This is a genomic window from Spirillospora sp. NPDC052242, from assembly GCF_040679555.1.
GTDB lineage: Bacteria > Actinomycetota > Actinomycetes > Streptosporangiales > Streptosporangiaceae > Spirillospora.
The window spans coordinates 90,744-106,403 of record NZ_JBFAUZ010000025.1 but is presented as its reverse complement, the minus strand read 5'-3'; the positions used below and the strand labels follow the sequence as shown (position 1 = coordinate 106,403).

The following is a 15,660-nucleotide window of genomic DNA, read 5'->3' as shown; positions in this document are numbered from 1 at the left end:
GGCATGGCGCGCAAGGGCAGGGGTCCACGACCGGAGACCCACACGATCGCCGGCGGCGAGGCGGAGCTGCTGCGGGACGCCGACCGCGACGGCGGCTGGGTGCTGCTCGTGGGCGGCGTCCCGCAGTCCTACGTGGACCTGTCCGACCCCACCTACCTCGACTTCGAATACATGCAGCTCATGGGGGCCGTCGTCGACGCGATCGCGCCGCCCGGGGAACCGCTCGACGCCGTGCACGTCGGCGGCGCCGGCTGCACGCTCCCGCGCTACGTCGCCGCGACCCGTCCCCGCTCGCGGCAGGTCGTGCTGGAACCGGACGGCGAGCTGGTGCGGCTCGTCCGGGAGCGGCTGCCGGTCAAGAACGTCCCCGGGCTGCGGATCCGGATCACCGACGGGCGGTCCGGGATCGCCGCGCTGCCCGACGCCGCGGACGACCTGGTGGTGATGGACGCGTTCGCGGAGGCGTCGATGCCGCCCGACCTCGCCACCCGCGAGTTCGTGCTCGACGCCGCGCGGGTGCTGCGGCCCGGCGGCGTCTACCTCGCCAACGTCGCCGACGGGTTCCGGCTGCCGTTCGCGCGCCGGGCGGCCGCGACGATCGCGTCGGTGTTCGGCCACACGCTGCTGATGGGCGACCCCGGGGTGCTGCGCGGCCGCAGGTTCGGCAACCTCATCGTGGCGGGGTCCCGGAAGCCGCTGCCGGTCGCCGAGCTGACCCGCCGGGCCGCCGGGGGCATCACCCGGGCGCGGCTGCTGGCGGGCGGCGACCTGGCCGCGTTCTGCTCCGGCGCCGCGCCGCTGCGCGACGGGGAGGACGTCGTCGTCCCGGTTCCGCCGCCGCAGGTCTTCGGGAAATCCTGACGGGATTCTCAAGGTGCCGGAAAAGTGACACAACGCGGTTCGGCACGCTGAATTCCCCGCCCCAGGTCAGAACGGTCGCGGCGCCCGGAGGCCGTGCGCCGAGGGGGATTACGGGCCGTCCGGGTCGCGGTATCGGCCGCAACCGGCTGTCCGATGTTCCATAATCGACCGATGGAGTCGTCCACCCGGATTCTGATTCTCGGCCTGGATTGGTCGGGGAGAATACTCCAGTACGACCGGAACGCCGCCGCAGTTCTGTCCGCCGAACCGGACGGCCTGCTCGGCGCCGGGCTGGACGAAGTGATCCCCGGTGCGCGGGAGCCGCTGCTGGAGGCGGCCAGGGCCGGACGCGAGCGCACCGCGATGCTCGCCGTGGAGACGCCCGGCGGCGCCGTGCTCGACGCGGTCGTCACCGTGCATCCGATGAGCGGCGGCGCGCCCGACCTCGCCGCGCTCGCGGTGGTGAAGGTCCCGGTGCCGCTCGCCGACCGGTTCGTCGACCCGGCCGTGATCCGCCGGGCGCTGCTCGACGACGGCCTGCCCCGCGTCGGCTCCACCCTCGACCTCGAACTGCTCGCGCGCGGCCTGATGGACGTGCTCGTCCCGCACTTCTGCAACTCCGGGGCCCTGATGCTGCTCGAGAGCCACCTGGACGAGGAGGAGCCGCCCGCCGGGCCGGGCGGCCCGCCGCTGCGCCGGATGGCGATCGGGTTCGACGACGGCGACCCGTCCTGGGACGCCGCGTTCCCGACCGGCGAGACGATCGCCTACCCGTCCGGCACCCCCTACGCGCAGTGCGTCGAGACGGGGAAGCCCGTCTTCGCGTCCTTCGACGACGAGGCCGCCCACGCCGCCGCCGACTGGCGCCGCGCGCCGGTCGCCGACCTGCTCAAGGACGCGTCCATGCTGCTGCTGCCGATCACCTCCCCGGCCGGGGTGCTCGGCTTCTTCATCTGCACCCGCAACGCCGCGCACCGCCCGTTCGACCCCTACGACGTCGAGATCGGCCACGCGTTCGCCGCCCGCGCGTCCACCTTCGTGGAGAACGCCCGCCGCTACTCGCGGGAGCGCGCGACCGCCCTCACGCTGCAGCGCAGCCTGCTGCCCACCGGCCTGTCGGCGCCGTCCACGGTGGAGGTCCAGCACCGGTACCTGCCCGGCAGCCGGATGATCGAGGTCGGCGGCGACTGGTACGAGTCGATCGCGCTGCCCGGTGCCCGCGTCGCGCTCGTCGTCGGCGACGTCGCCGGGCACGGCGTCAAGGCCGCCGTCACCATGGGGCGGCTGCGCACCGCCATCCACACCCTCGCGGGGCTGGAGCTGCCGCCCGCCGAGGCGCTGGAACGGCTCGACTCGCTGATGAGCACCCTCGGCGAGCGCGAACCCCACTTCGCGACCTGCGCCTACGCCGTCTACGACGCGGTCAGCGGCCGCTGCGAGGTCGCCAGCGCCGGGCACCTGCCGCCGCTGCTCGTCCCGCCCGGCGGCGCCTCGACCTACCTGGACGTCCCGCCCGCCCCGCCGCTCGGCGTCGGCGGCGGGCCGATCGTCAGCCGCGAGTTCACCGTCGAGGACGGCACCCTGCTGTTCCTCTACACCGACGGCCTCGTCGAGAACCGCGCCCGCGACATCGACGACGGGCTCGCCGGGCTGCGCCGCATCCTCGGCCCCGGCGCCGCCGCCCGCCCGCTGGACGAGCTGTGCCAGGACGCGCTCGACGGCGTCTACGACGACCAGCACCGCGACGACATCGCCATCCTCGTCGCGCGGCTGGCGCGCATTCCCGAGGACGACCACGCCTCCTGGGAGCTGCCCGCCGACCCGGCCGCCGTGCGGCGCGCGCGGGGCCTCGTCCGCGACCGGCTCGCCCGCTGGGACCTGGACGAGCTCGCCGACTCGACCGTCCTGATGGCGTCCGAGCTGGTCACCAACGCGATCCGGCACACCTCCGGACGGCTCGTGCTGCGGCTCGTCCGCGAGGGCGGCCTGGTCTGCGAGGTGTTCGACCGGTCCGACGGGCGCCCGCGCGTCCGCCACCACGGCGAGCCCTCGGACGGGTCCGCGTGGGAGGACTCCGGGGACGGCGCGGCGGAGGAGATCGACGGGGAGGCCGACGGGATGGCCGACACCGGCCGCGGCCTGCACGTCGTCGGGCGGCTGGCGAGCCGCTGGGGCGTCCGCCGCACCCCCGGCGGCAAGGCGGTCTGGTGCGAGCAGGAGCTGCCGTAGGCGGGACGCCGGACGGGACGGCCGTCAGCGCAGCACCGAGATGTGCAGGTGGTCGTAGTGGTTCTGGGTGATGCTCCCGCGGTCCTCCATCGGCCGCCATCCCTCCCCGGCGCGGGCGCTGTTCCAGATGCGCTGCCGCCAGATCACGTAGGACACGCCGAGCCGCTCGGCGTTCGCGACCGTGTACGCCGCGACCTGGTCGCCGTGCCGCTGCGCGGACGCGCTCGGCAGCCGGCCGCCGGTGGTCTGCATGAAGTCGCAGGCGCGGCCGTCCGCGTGGTCCTGCGCGTCCGCCCCGAAGCGGAAGCAGCCGATGGTGGGGAACGGGCCGAACACCGAGTTGATCTCCAGCAGCAGCGTCCGCATCGTGGGCGTCATGCGGTTGCCGGTGATCGGCGTGCTGTCGCCGCTCGCGCCGTCGGGACGCCCCGTCACCCGCGGCCGGTCGCGGCCGCCCTCGCCCTCCGGCGCCCGCTCGGCGGCCCGCAGCCGCGCGACCTTCACGCCGTCCGGCAGCACCTTCTTCAGCCGCCCGGCGAGCTTCCCCAGGTCGGCCTTCGGGGCGCTCACCACGAGCCCGTTCCCGCTCGGCAGCCCGAGGGCCCGCGCCTGCTCCCGGGAGACGACGGCGTCGACGTCCTCGATCCCGAGCGACGCGTACGCGCCGACCCGCACCCGGCCGTCCGCCGCGCTCCGGCCCGCCGGGACGACCGTGCCCAGCGGGAACGCGCGGTCGCGGCTCAGCTCGAACGACACCGCCATGCCGCCGGACGCGACCGTCCGCCACAGCTGGTCGGACTCGGCCGTCCGGCGCGGGGTGAACGCCCGGAACGTCGACGGGTCGACGCCGAGCAGCCCGAGCCGCCGCCCGCCGACCTCGGCGTTCGCGGCGTCCACGACGGTGACGCCGGTGACGCCCTTCAGGTCCCGGGTCCGCTCGACGGCGGCGCCGGGCAGGGCCCCCTGCCCGGCGATCAGCAGGTCGGCGGTGCGGCTCTGGGTGAGCGGCGCGACGACCGGCGGCGGGGGCGCCGCGCCCTGCGCGACCGACACGAGGTTCCCGGGCGCGGCCGGCGTCGCGGGCCGCGCCGGCTCCTCCAGATGCCCCGAGAGCAGCAGCGCGACGTCGACCACGAGCGTGGCGCCGACGGCGGCCCCGACGATCACGGGCAACGCCCTGCCCCCACGCCGCATCGAGGCCCCCGTCCCGTCGAGCATTCCGGGCGAATCGTCCGTCCCGCCCGTCCCTCCGCCGCATCGTAGGGGAGCGGGCGCCCGGACGGAACCGCCCTCCGGAACGGTGTTCTACGGCGCTCTAGAGGCCGGCGTCGCGGCCGATGATCTCCTTCATGATCTCGTTGGAGCCCGCCCAGATCCGGGTGACCCGCGCGTCCATCCACGCCCGCGCGACCCGGTACTCGCGCATGTAGCCGTAGCCGCCGAACAGCTGCACGCAGCCGTCGATGATCTGGTTCTGCACGTCCGACGACCAGTACTTGGCCTTGGACGCGTCCACGGCGCTCAGCTCCCCGGCGACGTGCGCCGCCAGGCACTGGTCGACGAACGCCTGCGCGACGTCCAGCTTGGTGATCAGCTCGGCGACCAGGAACTTGTTGTGCTGGAACGCGCCGATCGCCTGCCCGAACGCCTTGCGCTCCTTGACGTACTCGATCGTCTCCTCGAGGACGCCGCGCGCGTGCGCCACGTTCGCGATCGCGCACGACAGGCGCTCCTGCGAGAGGCGTTCCATCATGTGGATGAAGCCGCGGTTCAGCTCGCCGATCACGTGCGAGTCCGGGACGCGGACGTTCTCGAAGAACAGCTCGGAGGTGTCGGCCTCGGGCTGCCCCACCTTGTCGAGCTTGGTGCCGCGGCCGAACCCGGGCGTGCCCGCCTCCACGCCGAACAGCGTGATGCCCTTGGCGCCGCGCTCGGGGTCGGTCTTCGCCGCGACGATCACCAGGTCGGCGTGGCCGCCGTTGGTGATGAACGTCTTCGACCCGTTGATCACCCACGAGTCGCCGTCGCGGACGGCCGTCGTCTTCAGCGCGGCCAGGTCGGACCCGCCGGACGGCTCGGTCATCCCGATCGCGGTGATCGTCTCGCCGCTGCAGAAGCCCGGCAGCCACTTCTTCTTCGCCTCGTCGGTCGCCAGCTCCAGCAGGTACGGGGCGCAGATGTCGATGTGGATGCTGACGATCGAGTTGTAGGCGACCGCGACCCGGGCCAGCTCCTCGCCGATCACCGCGTTGAACCGGAAGTCGCCCGCGTCCTGCCCGCCGTACTCCTCGGGCACCTGCATGCCGAGGAAGCCCTGCCGGCCGGCCTCCAGCCACACCTCGCGCCTGAGCATCCGCTCATTGCGGATGTCCTCGTCGAGAGGGAGGAGCGTCCGCTCGACGAACTCCCTCACGGACTCCCTGAACAGCTCGTGGTCGGTCTCGAAGACGGTACGCCGCATTGCGGATCCTCCTGGAATCGGCCGAGAAGGGCGGAAAGGTGCGGTCAGTCTACTGAGCGGTCGCTTAGGATCGGCGCATGGGCTCCGACATGTGGGACGCGGTCACGCCGGACGCGTCGCGGCGGCTGCTGCGCGCGGCCGTCGACTCCTTCGGCGAGCTCGGGTACCACGGCACGTCCACCCGGCACATCGCCGCCGGGGCGGGCATGAGCGCGGGCGCCCTGTACGTCCACTACCGCACGAAGGCCGACCTGCTGTTCCAGATCGCGCTGACGGTGCACGAGTCCGTCCTGGCGGAGCTGGAGGACGCCGTCGACGGCGTCGAGGAGCCGCCCGCGCGGGTGCGGGCCCTGATGTACGCGTTCGCGTGCTGGCACGCCCGCCACCACCGCGCCGCCCGCGTCATCCAGAACGAGCTGGGCGCCCTCGAGCCGCCGCACGCCGCGCGGATCGCCGCGCTGCGCCGCCGCGTCCGCGCGCTCGTCCGGGACGAGGTGCGGGCCGGCGCGGCGGCGGGGGAGTTCGACGTCGCGGACGTCGAGGGCACCGCCCGCGCCATGTCGTCGCTGGCCATCGACGTGTGCCGGTGGTACCGGCCCGAGGGCGCGCGTACCCCCGACGACGTCGGCGCCCTGACGGCCCACCTGTGCCTGCGGATGCTGGGCGCCCGTCCGTCCTAGCCGTCCGTGCTAGCCGCCCGCCCTGGCCGTGCGTCCTGGCGGGGCGTCAGTCCCACCAGAACGACCACCAGGTCTTGCCGCGGATCTCCTCGGCGTACCCGGCGAGGGTGCCGGGCCCCTGGAACAGGATGTCCGGGCAGAACGCCCAGTGCTCGGCCGCCACGTGCACGGCGTGCCGCGTCGTGACGGGCGGCGCCGCGACGCTCAGCTCGAGCGTGTTGAACCCGAGGCCGATCACGCGGGCGCCGAAGCGCTCCTCCCAGGAGCGCAGGACGGCGGCGAGCGGCGCGGTCCACTCGTTGTGGTTCAGGGCGCCCTGCCAGCCCACGGCGGCGATGGCGTCGGCGCCCCGCTCGACGGCCGCCAGCCCCAGGGACGGCGCGCGCGCGGCGATCGTCCGGGCGTGCCGGTCGGCGACCACGCCGGGGTCGTCCAGCAGGGTGCCGGGCGGGGCGGGCCCGGGGCAGTGCCGGCCGAACGGCGCGAGGTCGTCGTGATCGTCCCCGGGGGCCTGGTCGACGTAGTCGGTCCAGACCTCGTACATGAACGCGTGGGGGACGTAGTTGCCGATCTCCGCGACCGGTTCCGGGGCGATCTGCCCCGCGGCCCACGGCTGGTCGGACTCGTCCAGCAGCAGCGGCCACAGCCCGGACCGCTCGTGCTCGGCCCGCAGCCGGGCCCACAGGACACCGTCGACGGGATCGTCGCTCAGCCAGAACGCGGGCCGCATGAGGTGCTGCCGCTGCGGGTAGCCGGGGTCGGGCCACACGACGTCCCCTTCGGGCAGCGGCACCGACAGTGTCCGCTCGGCCCCGCCGTCCGCCCGGCCGTCGGCCTCGTCGGCGAACAGCTGCGGCAGGTTGCCCGGCAGGTGCCGGACCTCGACATCATCCATTTCACGCCGTTCCGGTACAGAGCATGCCAACGGGATCTTGGCACTCCGTGATGGTAACGGCGTCCGGGGCCGTTCGTGGGGCGAGCCGCCGGGTTCGCCACCCGGCGGCCCGCGGGGAGGCTCTTCGGCGGCCGGCGGCGGGTCAGCGAGCGCGGCGGCCCCGGACCAGGTAGTCGATCACGAGGGCTATCGCCGCGACGCCGGTGAGCACGCCGACGACGATCTCGTACCAGGTGTCCTGCAGGGTGATGCTCGTGCCGACGTTCACGGCGACCAGCAGCGCGACGAGCGTCCAGCGAACGGTGTTTCCCATGGTGGGGGTCCTTTCGGGTGATGGAGGGACGGACGGTCGGAGAAGCGGGGCCCCGCGGGTCAGGGGACCGTGGGGGAGGCGCGGCGGCGCAGCATCGCGCGCGCCGGGAGCATGACGGCGGCGGCGCCGGACCCGGCGACGCCGAGCAGGACGACGGCGACCGCGGGCGGCACGGTGGGCAGCGGCCGGTCGACGACCCCGAGCGCGAACGCGAACAGCGTCACCGCCGCGATCAGCGTCCCGACCAGCACGCCGGTGCCGAGGACGATCAGCGCCTCCAGCCGCAGCGCCCGCAGCACCTGCCGCCGGGTCGCCCCCACCAGGCGCAGCAGGGCGAACTCGCGGCGCCGGGCCGCCGTCGCGAGGGCCAGCGTGGTGACGAGGCCGATGACGACGAACCCGCCGATCGCCGCGACGACGATGAGGCTGACGAAACCCTGCAGGCGCACCTCCTGCGACAGCCGCGCGCCGAACGCGGCGGGGTCGATCGCGCGGACGCCGGTGTGGGCGGCGGTGACGCCCCGCAGGTCGGCGCCGTCCTCGGTGCGGACGAGGACGTGGTCGTCGAGCGGGGTCGTCGTGTGCCCGGCGACGAGGTCGCGGGGGAGCAGGACGTCCCCGAAGCCGTGGCCGCGCTCGTAGACCGCGACGACGCGGGGCTCGACGCGCGTGCCGTCCCCCAGCCACAGCTCCGCCGTGGACCCGACCCCGAGGCCGCCCGCGACGTCCTCGCTGAGCGCGACGGTCGTGCCGCGCAGGTCGCGGAGACTCCCGTCGGACACCCCGGGGTCGATGGTCGCGGCGACGTCGCCGCCGACGGCGCGGGCGCCGAGCGGCCGGAACGTCTCCTCGCCCAGCTCCCGCACCGGCATGAGGACGGTCGTGCGCTTCACGGGCGTCACGGCGGTGACGCCCGGCGCCCGGCGGGCCGCGGCGGCGACGTCGCGCGGCAGCCCCGGGCCGTCCGCCACCAGGACGCGGTCGGCGCGGGCGCCCTCCGCCGCCTGCCGGTGCGTCGCGTGGGCGACGGTGGCGGGGGCCGACAGCTGCGTCGCGGAGAACGCGACGGCCAGCGCGACGGGCGTCATGACCGCCCCGGCGCGCAGCGCGGCGGCGCCGCTCGCGTGCCGCGCCAGCCGCCCGGCGACGGGCGAGAGCCGCTCCACGGCGCCGCCGAGGGAGCGGGCGCCGGCGCGGGCCAGCAGCGGGGCGAGGAACGCCATCGCGACGATCAGCGCGAGCACCAGCCCGCCGACGGACGTCGCGGCGGCCGCCCCGGTCGCCGTGAAGGAGAACCCGAGGGCGTTGAGGCCGACGAACAGGAAGAACACGCCCGCGGCGAGCCGCCGGCGCGGGAGCCCGGCCGGTTCGGCGGCGGCGGTGCCGAGCGCCTCCACCGGATGGATCCGCGTGGCCCGCAGCGACGCCAGCAGCGCGGTGAGGACCGCGGCCGGCACCGTCACCGCGAACGCCGCCAGCACCGGCAGCGGGCCGAGCGCCGTCCCGACCTCCTCCGGCAGGACGCCCCGGCCCTTCATGGCGGCGAGGAGCGCGGCGCCGAGCCCGAGGGAGAGCACCCCGCCGATCAGCGCGGCCGGGACCGCGGCCCGCGCCGTCTCGCGCAGCAGGTCCGCGCGGACCCGGCCGGGCGTCGCGCCGACCGCGCGCAGCAGCGCCAGCTCGCGGGTCCGCTCCCGCACCGACAGCGCGACCAGCCCGCCGACGATCACCAGCGCCGTCATGATCGCGACGCTGCCGATCGCCATGCCCAGGTCGAACAGGTCGAGCCGGGCGGCGGCGACCGACGGGTCCTCGGCGTCGCCGCGCGCGTCGCCGGTCGCGACGTCCAGCCCGGGGACGGCCGCGCGGAGCGCGTCCGCGTCGAGGTCCCCGTCGGCGAGCACCGCGAGGGCGTCGGCCTTACCGGGATGCCCGTACAGGGCGGCGGCCGCCGCGGGCGCGAAGTACGCCGCGCCGGTGCCGGACGGCGCGAGCCCCACCACGCGGTACGGGCGCGGTGCCGCGCCGATCTGCAGCCGCACGGTCGCGCCGACGTCCGCTCCGGCGTCGCGGCCGAGCACGACCTCGTCCGCCGCGCGCGGCGCCCGTCCGTCCTGCGGCTCGACGGCGCCGAGGGCCGCCGACTCCCAGCCGTGCCCGGTGAGCGCGCGTCCGTCCGGGAGGACCACCGGGAACGACACGTCGGCGACCACGTCCCGGACGCCCGGGACCGCGCGCAGCCTTGCGGCGGCCGACAGCGGCGCCCGGGCCCGCTCGGGCACCGGCAGGCTCGCCCCCGCGGGCGCCTCCCCGAGCCGGTCCAGGCGCGTCTCGACCTCGCGCGGCCCCGTCACGACGGCCTCGGCGCCCGCGTACCGCTCGACCGGGCCGTGGGCGCGCAGCGCCGACTCCACCAGCACCCCGCAGGCGCCGACGAGCGCGGCGGCGAACAGCAGCGCCGCGAACACCCCGGTGAACGCCCCCTTGCCCGTGCTCGTGAGGTTCACAGCGACTCCCACCGGGACATGACGGCGGAGACGGTCGGGGACGCCAGCTCGTCCACGATCCGGCCGCGGCTGAGGAATACGACCGAGTCGGCCCACGAGGCGGCCATCGGGTCGTGCGTGACGAGGACGATCGTCTGGCCGGTCGCGTCGGCGGCCTCGCGCAGCAGCCGCAGCACGTCGCGCGCCGTCCGCGGGTCCAGCGCCGCCGTCGGCTCGTCGGCGAACACGACCTCCGGGCGGGTGATCAGCGCGCGGGCGATCGCGGCGCGCTGCTGCTGGCCGCCGGACAGCTCCGCCGGGCGGTGCCGCAGCCGGTCCGCCAGCCCGACCCGCTCGACGACCTCCGCCAGCCGCGCCGGGTCGGCCTCGGCGCCGCCGAGCAGCAGCGGCAGCGCGATGTTCTGCTCGACGTCCATCGACGGGACCAGGTTGAACGACTGGAACACGAACCCGATCCGCTCCCGCCGCAGCCGCGTCCGCTTCGCCTCCCCGAGCCGGCCGAGGTCGACGCCGCCGATCCGGACGGTGCCGGACGTCGGGCGGTCGAGCCCGGACGCGCAGTGCAGGAACGTGCTCTTGCCGGACCCGGACGGCCCCATCACGGCCGTGAAGCCGCCCCGGGCGAACGTCCACGTCACGTCGTCCAGCGCCCGGACGTCGCCGTAGGTCTTGCCGACCGCCTCCAGGCTCACCGCCACCGCGGTGGCCTCGGCCGCGGGCCCGGCCGCCGTTCCGGCCGTCATCGCCGTCATGATCCCCCTTTGCGGGAAGCTCCGTCTCACCTGGTCGAAGCTAGGTTCCGGAGGGGGACCGCCACATCGGCGCCCGCTACACACTCGATGGTGTAGCCGGCTACACCACGGGACGGGGGCACGCCCCGATGCACCGCGCCTCACCGTCGCTTACGGTGTGGCCAGAGGTGACATGAACGGGGTACTGAGAAGCGGCGCGAACGGGACGGTGCGGCTCGTCGCCGCCCTGCGGACGGCGCTGCCCGCGCTGTTCGGGGTGCCGGTGGTACTGCTGGTCCTGGTGCTGGCGCCGATCCTGCTGCCGTGGCTGCCGGAGGCCGTCCGTCCGCTGCGCGCGCTCGCGAACGCCGAACGGCGCCGGGCGGGGGCGCTGCTGGGCCGCGAGATCCCCGCGCCCTACCGGCCGATGCGGGGCACGTCCATCGAGCGGGGACTCGTCCTGCTGCGGTCCCCGGACACGTGGCGGGACGTCGGCTGGATGGCGGCGCACGGGTTCACCGGCCTGCTCGCGGGCGTCGTCGCGATCGGCCTGTGGCCGGCGACCCCGGTGTCGTTCTCGCTGCCGCTGTGGTGGTGGGCGGCGCCGGAGGGCTCCCAGGCGGCCTTCATCACGCTCGACTCGTGGCCGAAGGCCCTCACGATGCCGTTCGTCCAGGGCGCCTCCTACGCGTTCCTGCTGCTGTGGCTCGTCCCGCGGGCCGCGGTCTGGCAGGCGCGGCTCGCCGAGACGCTGCTGCGGCCCACCCGCCGCACGTCCCTCAGCGAGCGGGTCGAGGAGCTGACCGAGACGCGGGCCGGCGCGCTGGAGGCCCACGGCGCCGAGCTGCGCCGGATCGAGCGGGACCTGCACGACGGGACGCAGGCCCAGCTCGTCGCCGCCGCGCTGCGCCTCGGCCTCGCCGACCGCCGCTTCGACGCCGACCCGGACGCCGCCCGCACGCTGTTCCTGGAGGCGCGGGAGGGCGTCGAGGAGGCGCTCACGCAGCTCCGCTCCGTCGTCCGCGGCATCTACCCGCCCATCCTGTCGGACCGGGGTCTCGGCGGCGCGCTCCGGGCGCTCGCCGGCGGGCAGCCCGTCCCCGTCGAGCTGGACGTCGCGGACGCGGACGCCCGCGCCCCCGCGGCCGTCGAGGCCGCCGCCTACTTCGTCGTCGCCGAGGCCCTCACCAACGTCGCCAAGCACAGCGGCGCGCGGCGCGCCGCCGTCACCGTCCGCCGGGACGGCGACCGGCTGCTGGTCCGCGTGCGGGATGATGGCAAGGGCGGCGCCGACCCCGCGCGCGGCACCGGCCTGGCGGGCATCCGCCGCCGGGTCGCCGCGCTCGACGGCGCCGTCCGCGTCCACAGCCCCGACGGAGAAGGGACGACCCTCGACGTGGACCTGCCGTGCGGATCGTGATCGCGGAGGACAACGTCCTGCTGCGGGAGGGCCTGGTACTGCTGCTGACGTCCGACGGCCACGAGGTCGTCGCCGTCGCCGACAACGGCCCCGACGTGCTGCCCGCCCTGCTCGAGCACCGGCCCGACGCGGCCGTCCTGGACGTCCGGCTGCCGCCGGGGTTCAAGGACGAGGGCCTGCGGGCCGCCGTCGAGGCCCGCCGGAAACTGCCCGGCCTGCCGCTGCTCGTCCTGTCGCAGTACGTCGAGGAGACCTACGCGGCCGAGCTGCTCGCCGGGGGCGCCGAGGGCGTCGGCTACCTCCTCAAGGACCGGGTGAGCCGCGTCGACGAGTTCCTGGACGCCCTGTCCCGCGTCGCCGCGGGCGGCACCGCCCTCGACCCCGAGGTGGTGTCCCAGCTGATGACCGCCCGGCAGGACCCCCTGTCGGCGCTCACCCCCCGCGAGCGCGAGGTCCTCGGGCTGATGGCGCAGGGCCTCGACAACGCGACCATCGCCGCGGACCTGGTGATCACCGAGCGGTCGGTCAGCAAGCACATCGGCGCCGTGTTCGCCAAGCTCGGCCTGCCGCCCACCGACAGCGGGCACCGGCGGGTCCTCGCCGTCCTCGCGTACCTGAACGCGTGACGGCATGAGCGAGGGGATCCGCGTGCGCCGCGCCGTCCGGGCGCTGCTGCTGGACGGCGACGCGCTCGTCCTGCTGCGCCGCACCCGCCCGGACCGTCCCGTCTACTGGACGACGCCGGGCGGCAAGATCGAGCCGACCGACGCGTCCCGCGAGGCCGCGCTCCGCCGCGAACTCGACGAGGAACTCGGCGCCGTCGCCGGGCCGCTCCGCGAGGTGTTCGCCTGCGACGAGCTCGAGCCCGGGCTGCGCCGCGTGCAGACCTTCTACGCGTGCCGCCTCCGCACGATGGACCTGTCCCGCCGCCACGGCCCCGAGTTCGACGACCCCGCGAACGGCCGCTACGACGTCGACCGCGTCCCGTGCACCCCCGCCGCGCTGGCGTCCATCGCGCTCATCCCCGCGCCCCTCGTCGCCTACCTGGCCGACCACGCCGCGGACCTCCCCGCGCTCGCCCCCTGACCGCTACCGGGCCTTGTCACGGATCGCTGGCATATGTCACGTTTGCCTGGCCTAAGTGATCAAGGAGCCCCCCCGATGTCACGTCCAGGTCCCCGCGCCGCGGCCGCCGCCCTGCTCGCGGCCGCCGCACTCGTGCCCGTCCCCGCGTCCGCCGCCGCCCGCGACGGGCTGTCGGCCACGATCCGCTACACCGAGTACGGCATCCCGCACGTCGTCGCCGACGACTACGCGGGCCTCGGCTACGGGACCGGCTACGCGGCGGCGAAGGACAACGTCTGCCTGCTCGCCCAGGGCGTGATCACCCTGAGCGGCGAACGCTCCAAGTACTTCGGCCCCGACGCCGCGCCCGACGGCTCCCTGTCGTCGGCGTCCACGAACCTCGCCAGCGACGTGTTCTTCACCGGCATCAACCAGAGCGGCGTCGTCGAGAGACTGGCCGCGCTGCCGGCGCCGCGGGGGCCGTCCGCCGAGATCCGCGCGCTCGGCCGCGGCTGGGCCGCCGGGTACAACCGCTACCTGCGCGAAGGGAAGATCACCGACCCCGCCTGCAAGGGCGCCGCCTGGCTGCGGCCGATCACCGAGAAGGACGTCTACCGGCGCGCCTACGCCCTCGCGATGCTCGGCGGCTCCGGCATGGTCACCGACGAGATCGTGAACGCCGCGCCGCCCGGCCGGAACGCCCCGAAGGCCGCGCGGCCGAGCCGTGCGGAGGTCGAGACGGCCGTCCGGAACCTCATGGCCGGGACCGGGATGGGCAGCAACGCCGTCGCCGCGGGCTCCGGCGCCACCGCCACCGGCCGCGGCCTCCTCCTCGGCAACCCGCACTACCCGTGGCAGGGCGGCCGCCGCTTCTGGCAGGTGCAGCAGACCATCCCGGGCGAGCTGGACGTCAGCGGCGCCGGGCTGCTCGGCTCCACCACGGTCAACATCGGGTACAACGCGACCTTCGCGTGGAGCCACACCGTCGCGACCGGCGTCCCGTTCACGCTCACCGAACTCCGGCTCGTCCCCGGCGACCCCACCTCGTACTTCGTCGACGGCCGGATCGAGAAGATGACGAAGCGCCGGGTGACCGTCCAGGCCAAGGGACCGGACGGCTCGGTGAAGCCCGTCACCCGCACGCAGTGGAGCACCCGCTACGGCCCGGTCGTCACGTCCGTGTCGTCCCTCGACCTGCCCTGGACCGGCTGGAACGCCTACGCGATCACCGACCCGAACGCCGGGAACGTCCGGCTGCTGAACACGTCGCTCGCGCTCGGCAAGGCCCGCACGACGGACGAGGCGGTCGAGGCCCTGCAGCGCACCCAGGGGCTCCCGTGGGTGAACACCATCGCCGCCGACTCCCGCGGCGAGGCGCTCTACGCGCAGATCCAGGTGCTGCCCAACGTCACCGACGACTTCGCCGACCGCTGCAACACGGTTCTCGGGCACCTGATGTACCGGATGGGCGGGATCGCCGTCCTGGACGGCACCCGGTCCGGCTGCGCGCCCGGCGCGGCCCCCGAAACCCTGCAGCCCGGCATCCTGGACCCCGGCCTGTACCCGGTCCTCACCCGCTCCGACTACGTCACGAACTCCAACGACAGCCACTGGCTGTCGAACCCGGAGCGGCCCCTCACCGGCTACCCGCGGATCATCGGCGACGAGGAGAGCGAGCGCAGCCTCCGCACCCGCAGCGGCCTCGTCGCCGTCCGGGAGCAGCTGGACGAGGGCCGGTTCACGCGCGCCGACATGCAGGACCTCGTCTTCGCGAACCGGAACCACGCGGGCGAGCTGGCCGTCGAGGGCACCGTGCGGATGTGCCGCGACATGCGGCTCGGCGAACCCTGCGACGTCCTCGCCGAATGGGACGAGACGGCCGACGTGGACAGCCGCGGCGCCCTGCTCTTCGACCGCTACTGGCGCAAGGCCACCGCCGCCTGGGACCTGTGGAAGACCCCGTTCGACGTCGACGACCCGGTCCGCACGCCCCGCGGCTTCAACACCGGTTCGTGGGCGGCCCGCAAGGCGCTGGTCGACGCGGTGAACGAACTGAAGTCGTCCGGCATCCCCCTGGACGCGCCGCTCGGCGACCACCAGTACGTCACCCGCAACGGCGAGCGGATCCCCATCGGTGGCGGCACCGAGGCCCTCGGGCTGTTCAACAAGATCGAGGCCGTCTGGACGCCGGGCGAGGGCTACACCGAGGTCCGGCACGGCTCGAGCTACGTGCAGGTCGTCTCGTTCGACGGCGACCGCTGCCCCGACGCCCGCACCCTCCTCGCCTACTCGCAGTCAGCGAACCCGAAGTCCCCGCACCACGCCGACCAGACGAAGCTGTTCTCCGAGAAGAAGTGGGTGACCGGGCGCTTCTGCGCCGGCGAGATCGAGAAGGCCCCGAACCTCGAGGTCATCGAGCTGACCGGGAAATGACGGGCGCTCCGCTACCGCTGGACGCGTCCTGCCTCGGGATACGTGCCGCCATTATCCGGAACGGC

At 75.1% G+C, this 15,660-nt stretch carries 13 protein-coding genes; 7 read left to right on the top strand and 6 right to left on the bottom strand.

Going from position 1 to position 15,660, the window contains the following annotated elements; translation table 11 throughout:
• The first annotated feature begins 3 nt into the window (after positions 1-3).
• Together AB0L25_RS21580 and AB0L25_RS21575 are read left to right on the top strand one after the other, a co-directional pair.
• Positions 4-861 (top strand): spermidine synthase, encoded by an 858-nt coding sequence (locus AB0L25_RS21580; RefSeq protein ID WP_500174415.1) that lies wholly within the window; start codon positions 4-6, stop codon positions 859-861.
• Positions 862-1,032: 171 nt separating this feature from the next.
• Complete coding sequence (locus AB0L25_RS21575) at positions 1,033-3,090, top strand: SpoIIE family protein phosphatase (protein ID WP_500174414.1); 2,058 nt, start codon at positions 1,033-1,035, stop codon at positions 3,088-3,090.
• A gap of 24 nt (positions 3,091-3,114) precedes the next feature.
• On the opposite strand, the gene AB0L25_RS21570 is transcribed toward AB0L25_RS21575, so the two are convergent.
• On the bottom strand, positions 3,115-4,257 hold the full coding sequence (locus tag AB0L25_RS21570; RefSeq protein WP_500174413.1) for a VldE C-terminal domain-containing protein: 1,143 nt from the start codon (positions 4,255-4,257) through the stop codon (positions 3,115-3,117).
• Positions 4,258-4,405: 148 nt separating this feature from the next.
• Positions 4,406-5,551 (bottom strand): acyl-CoA dehydrogenase family protein, encoded by a 1,146-nt coding sequence (locus AB0L25_RS21565; RefSeq protein ID WP_500174412.1) that lies wholly within the window; start codon positions 5,549-5,551, stop codon positions 4,406-4,408.
• Between the two features lie 77 nt (positions 5,552-5,628).
• On the opposite strand from AB0L25_RS21565, the gene AB0L25_RS21560 reads away from it, so the two are divergent.
• Entirely contained in the window at positions 5,629-6,231 is a 603-nt protein-coding gene (locus AB0L25_RS21560; protein WP_500174411.1) for a TetR-type transcription factor C-terminal domain-containing protein, read from the top strand.
• A gap of 46 nt (positions 6,232-6,277) precedes the next feature.
• Here AB0L25_RS21560 and AB0L25_RS21555 read toward each other — a convergent pair whose 3' ends face one another.
• The 4 genes from AB0L25_RS21555 to AB0L25_RS21540 all read right to left on the bottom strand — a co-directional run bounded on the left by AB0L25_RS21555 (position 6,278) and on the right by AB0L25_RS21540 (position 10,698).
• A complete protein-coding gene (locus tag AB0L25_RS21555) occupies positions 6,278-7,126 on the bottom strand; it encodes a DUF4253 domain-containing protein (protein ID WP_500174410.1) in 849 nt (282 codons plus the stop codon).
• A 142-nt stretch (positions 7,127-7,268) separates the two neighbouring features.
• The gene (locus tag AB0L25_RS21550; protein ID WP_500174409.1) at positions 7,269-7,439 is read right to left on the bottom strand and encodes a hypothetical protein; all 171 of its coding nucleotides are present in this window, start codon (positions 7,437-7,439) and stop codon (positions 7,269-7,271) included.
• A gap of 59 nt (positions 7,440-7,498) precedes the next feature.
• Positions 7,499-9,946: an FtsX-like permease family protein gene (locus AB0L25_RS21545; protein ID WP_500174408.1), complete on the bottom strand. Its 2,448-nt coding sequence runs from the start codon at positions 9,944-9,946 to the stop codon at positions 7,499-7,501.
• Positions 9,943-10,698 carry an ABC transporter ATP-binding protein gene (locus AB0L25_RS21540; RefSeq protein WP_500174407.1) on the bottom strand — a complete coding sequence of 252 codons (756 nt, stop codon included), beginning with the start codon at positions 10,696-10,698 and terminating at the stop codon, positions 9,943-9,945. The genes AB0L25_RS21545 and AB0L25_RS21540 overlap by 4 nt, the downstream gene beginning before the upstream one ends.
• A gap of 172 nt (positions 10,699-10,870) precedes the next feature.
• Between AB0L25_RS21540 and AB0L25_RS21535 the strand changes: the two genes are divergently transcribed.
• The 4 genes from AB0L25_RS21535 (at position 10,871) to AB0L25_RS21520 (ending at position 15,595) form a co-directional block, all read left to right on the top strand.
• On the top strand, positions 10,871-12,097 hold the full coding sequence (locus AB0L25_RS21535) for a sensor histidine kinase (protein WP_500174406.1): 1,227 nt from the start codon (positions 10,871-10,873) through the stop codon (positions 12,095-12,097).
• Complete coding sequence (locus tag AB0L25_RS21530; RefSeq protein ID WP_500174405.1) at positions 12,085-12,723, top strand: LuxR C-terminal-related transcriptional regulator; 639 nt, start codon at positions 12,085-12,087, stop codon at positions 12,721-12,723. Before AB0L25_RS21535 ends, AB0L25_RS21530 begins: the two co-directional genes overlap by 13 nt.
• Before the next feature lie 4 nt (positions 12,724-12,727).
• A complete protein-coding gene (locus AB0L25_RS21525) occupies positions 12,728-13,183 on the top strand; it encodes an NUDIX hydrolase (RefSeq protein ID WP_500174404.1) in 456 nt (151 codons plus the stop codon).
• Positions 13,184-13,258: 75 nt separating this feature from the next.
• Complete coding sequence (locus AB0L25_RS21520) at positions 13,259-15,595, top strand: penicillin acylase family protein (RefSeq protein WP_500174403.1); 2,337 nt, start codon at positions 13,259-13,261, stop codon at positions 15,593-15,595.
• Positions 15,596-15,660: the final 65 nt, after the last annotated feature.

Excerpts from the sequence above, each read along its gene's own strand:
- AB0L25_RS21560 (WP_500174411.1), top strand. The coding sequence starts at position 5,629 with ATGGGCTCCGACATGTGGGACGCGGTCACGCCGGACGCGTCGCGGCGG.
- AB0L25_RS21575 (WP_500174414.1), top strand. The coding sequence starts at position 1,033 with ATGGAGTCGTCCACCCGGATTCTGATTCTCGGCCTGGATTGGTCGGGG.
- AB0L25_RS21580 (WP_500174415.1), top strand. The coding sequence starts at position 4 with ATGGCGCGCAAGGGCAGGGGTCCACGACCGGAGACCCACACGATCGCC.
- AB0L25_RS21525 (WP_500174404.1), top strand. The coding sequence starts at position 12,728 with ATGAGCGAGGGGATCCGCGTGCGCCGCGCCGTCCGGGCGCTGCTGCTG.
- AB0L25_RS21535 (WP_500174406.1), top strand. The coding sequence starts at position 10,871 with ATGAACGGGGTACTGAGAAGCGGCGCGAACGGGACGGTGCGGCTCGTC.
- AB0L25_RS21550 (WP_500174409.1), bottom strand. The coding sequence starts at position 7,439 with ATGGGAAACACCGTTCGCTGGACGCTCGTCGCGCTGCTGGTCGCCGTG.
- AB0L25_RS21565 (WP_500174412.1), bottom strand. The coding sequence starts at position 5,551 with ATGCGGCGTACCGTCTTCGAGACCGACCACGAGCTGTTCAGGGAGTCC.
- AB0L25_RS21555 (WP_500174410.1), bottom strand. The coding sequence starts at position 7,126 with ATGGATGATGTCGAGGTCCGGCACCTGCCGGGCAACCTGCCGCAGCTG.
- AB0L25_RS21520 (WP_500174403.1), top strand. The coding sequence starts at position 13,259 with ATGTCACGTCCAGGTCCCCGCGCCGCGGCCGCCGCCCTGCTCGCGGCC.
- AB0L25_RS21540 (WP_500174407.1), bottom strand. The coding sequence starts at position 10,698 with ATGACGGCGATGACGGCCGGAACGGCGGCCGGGCCCGCGGCCGAGGCC.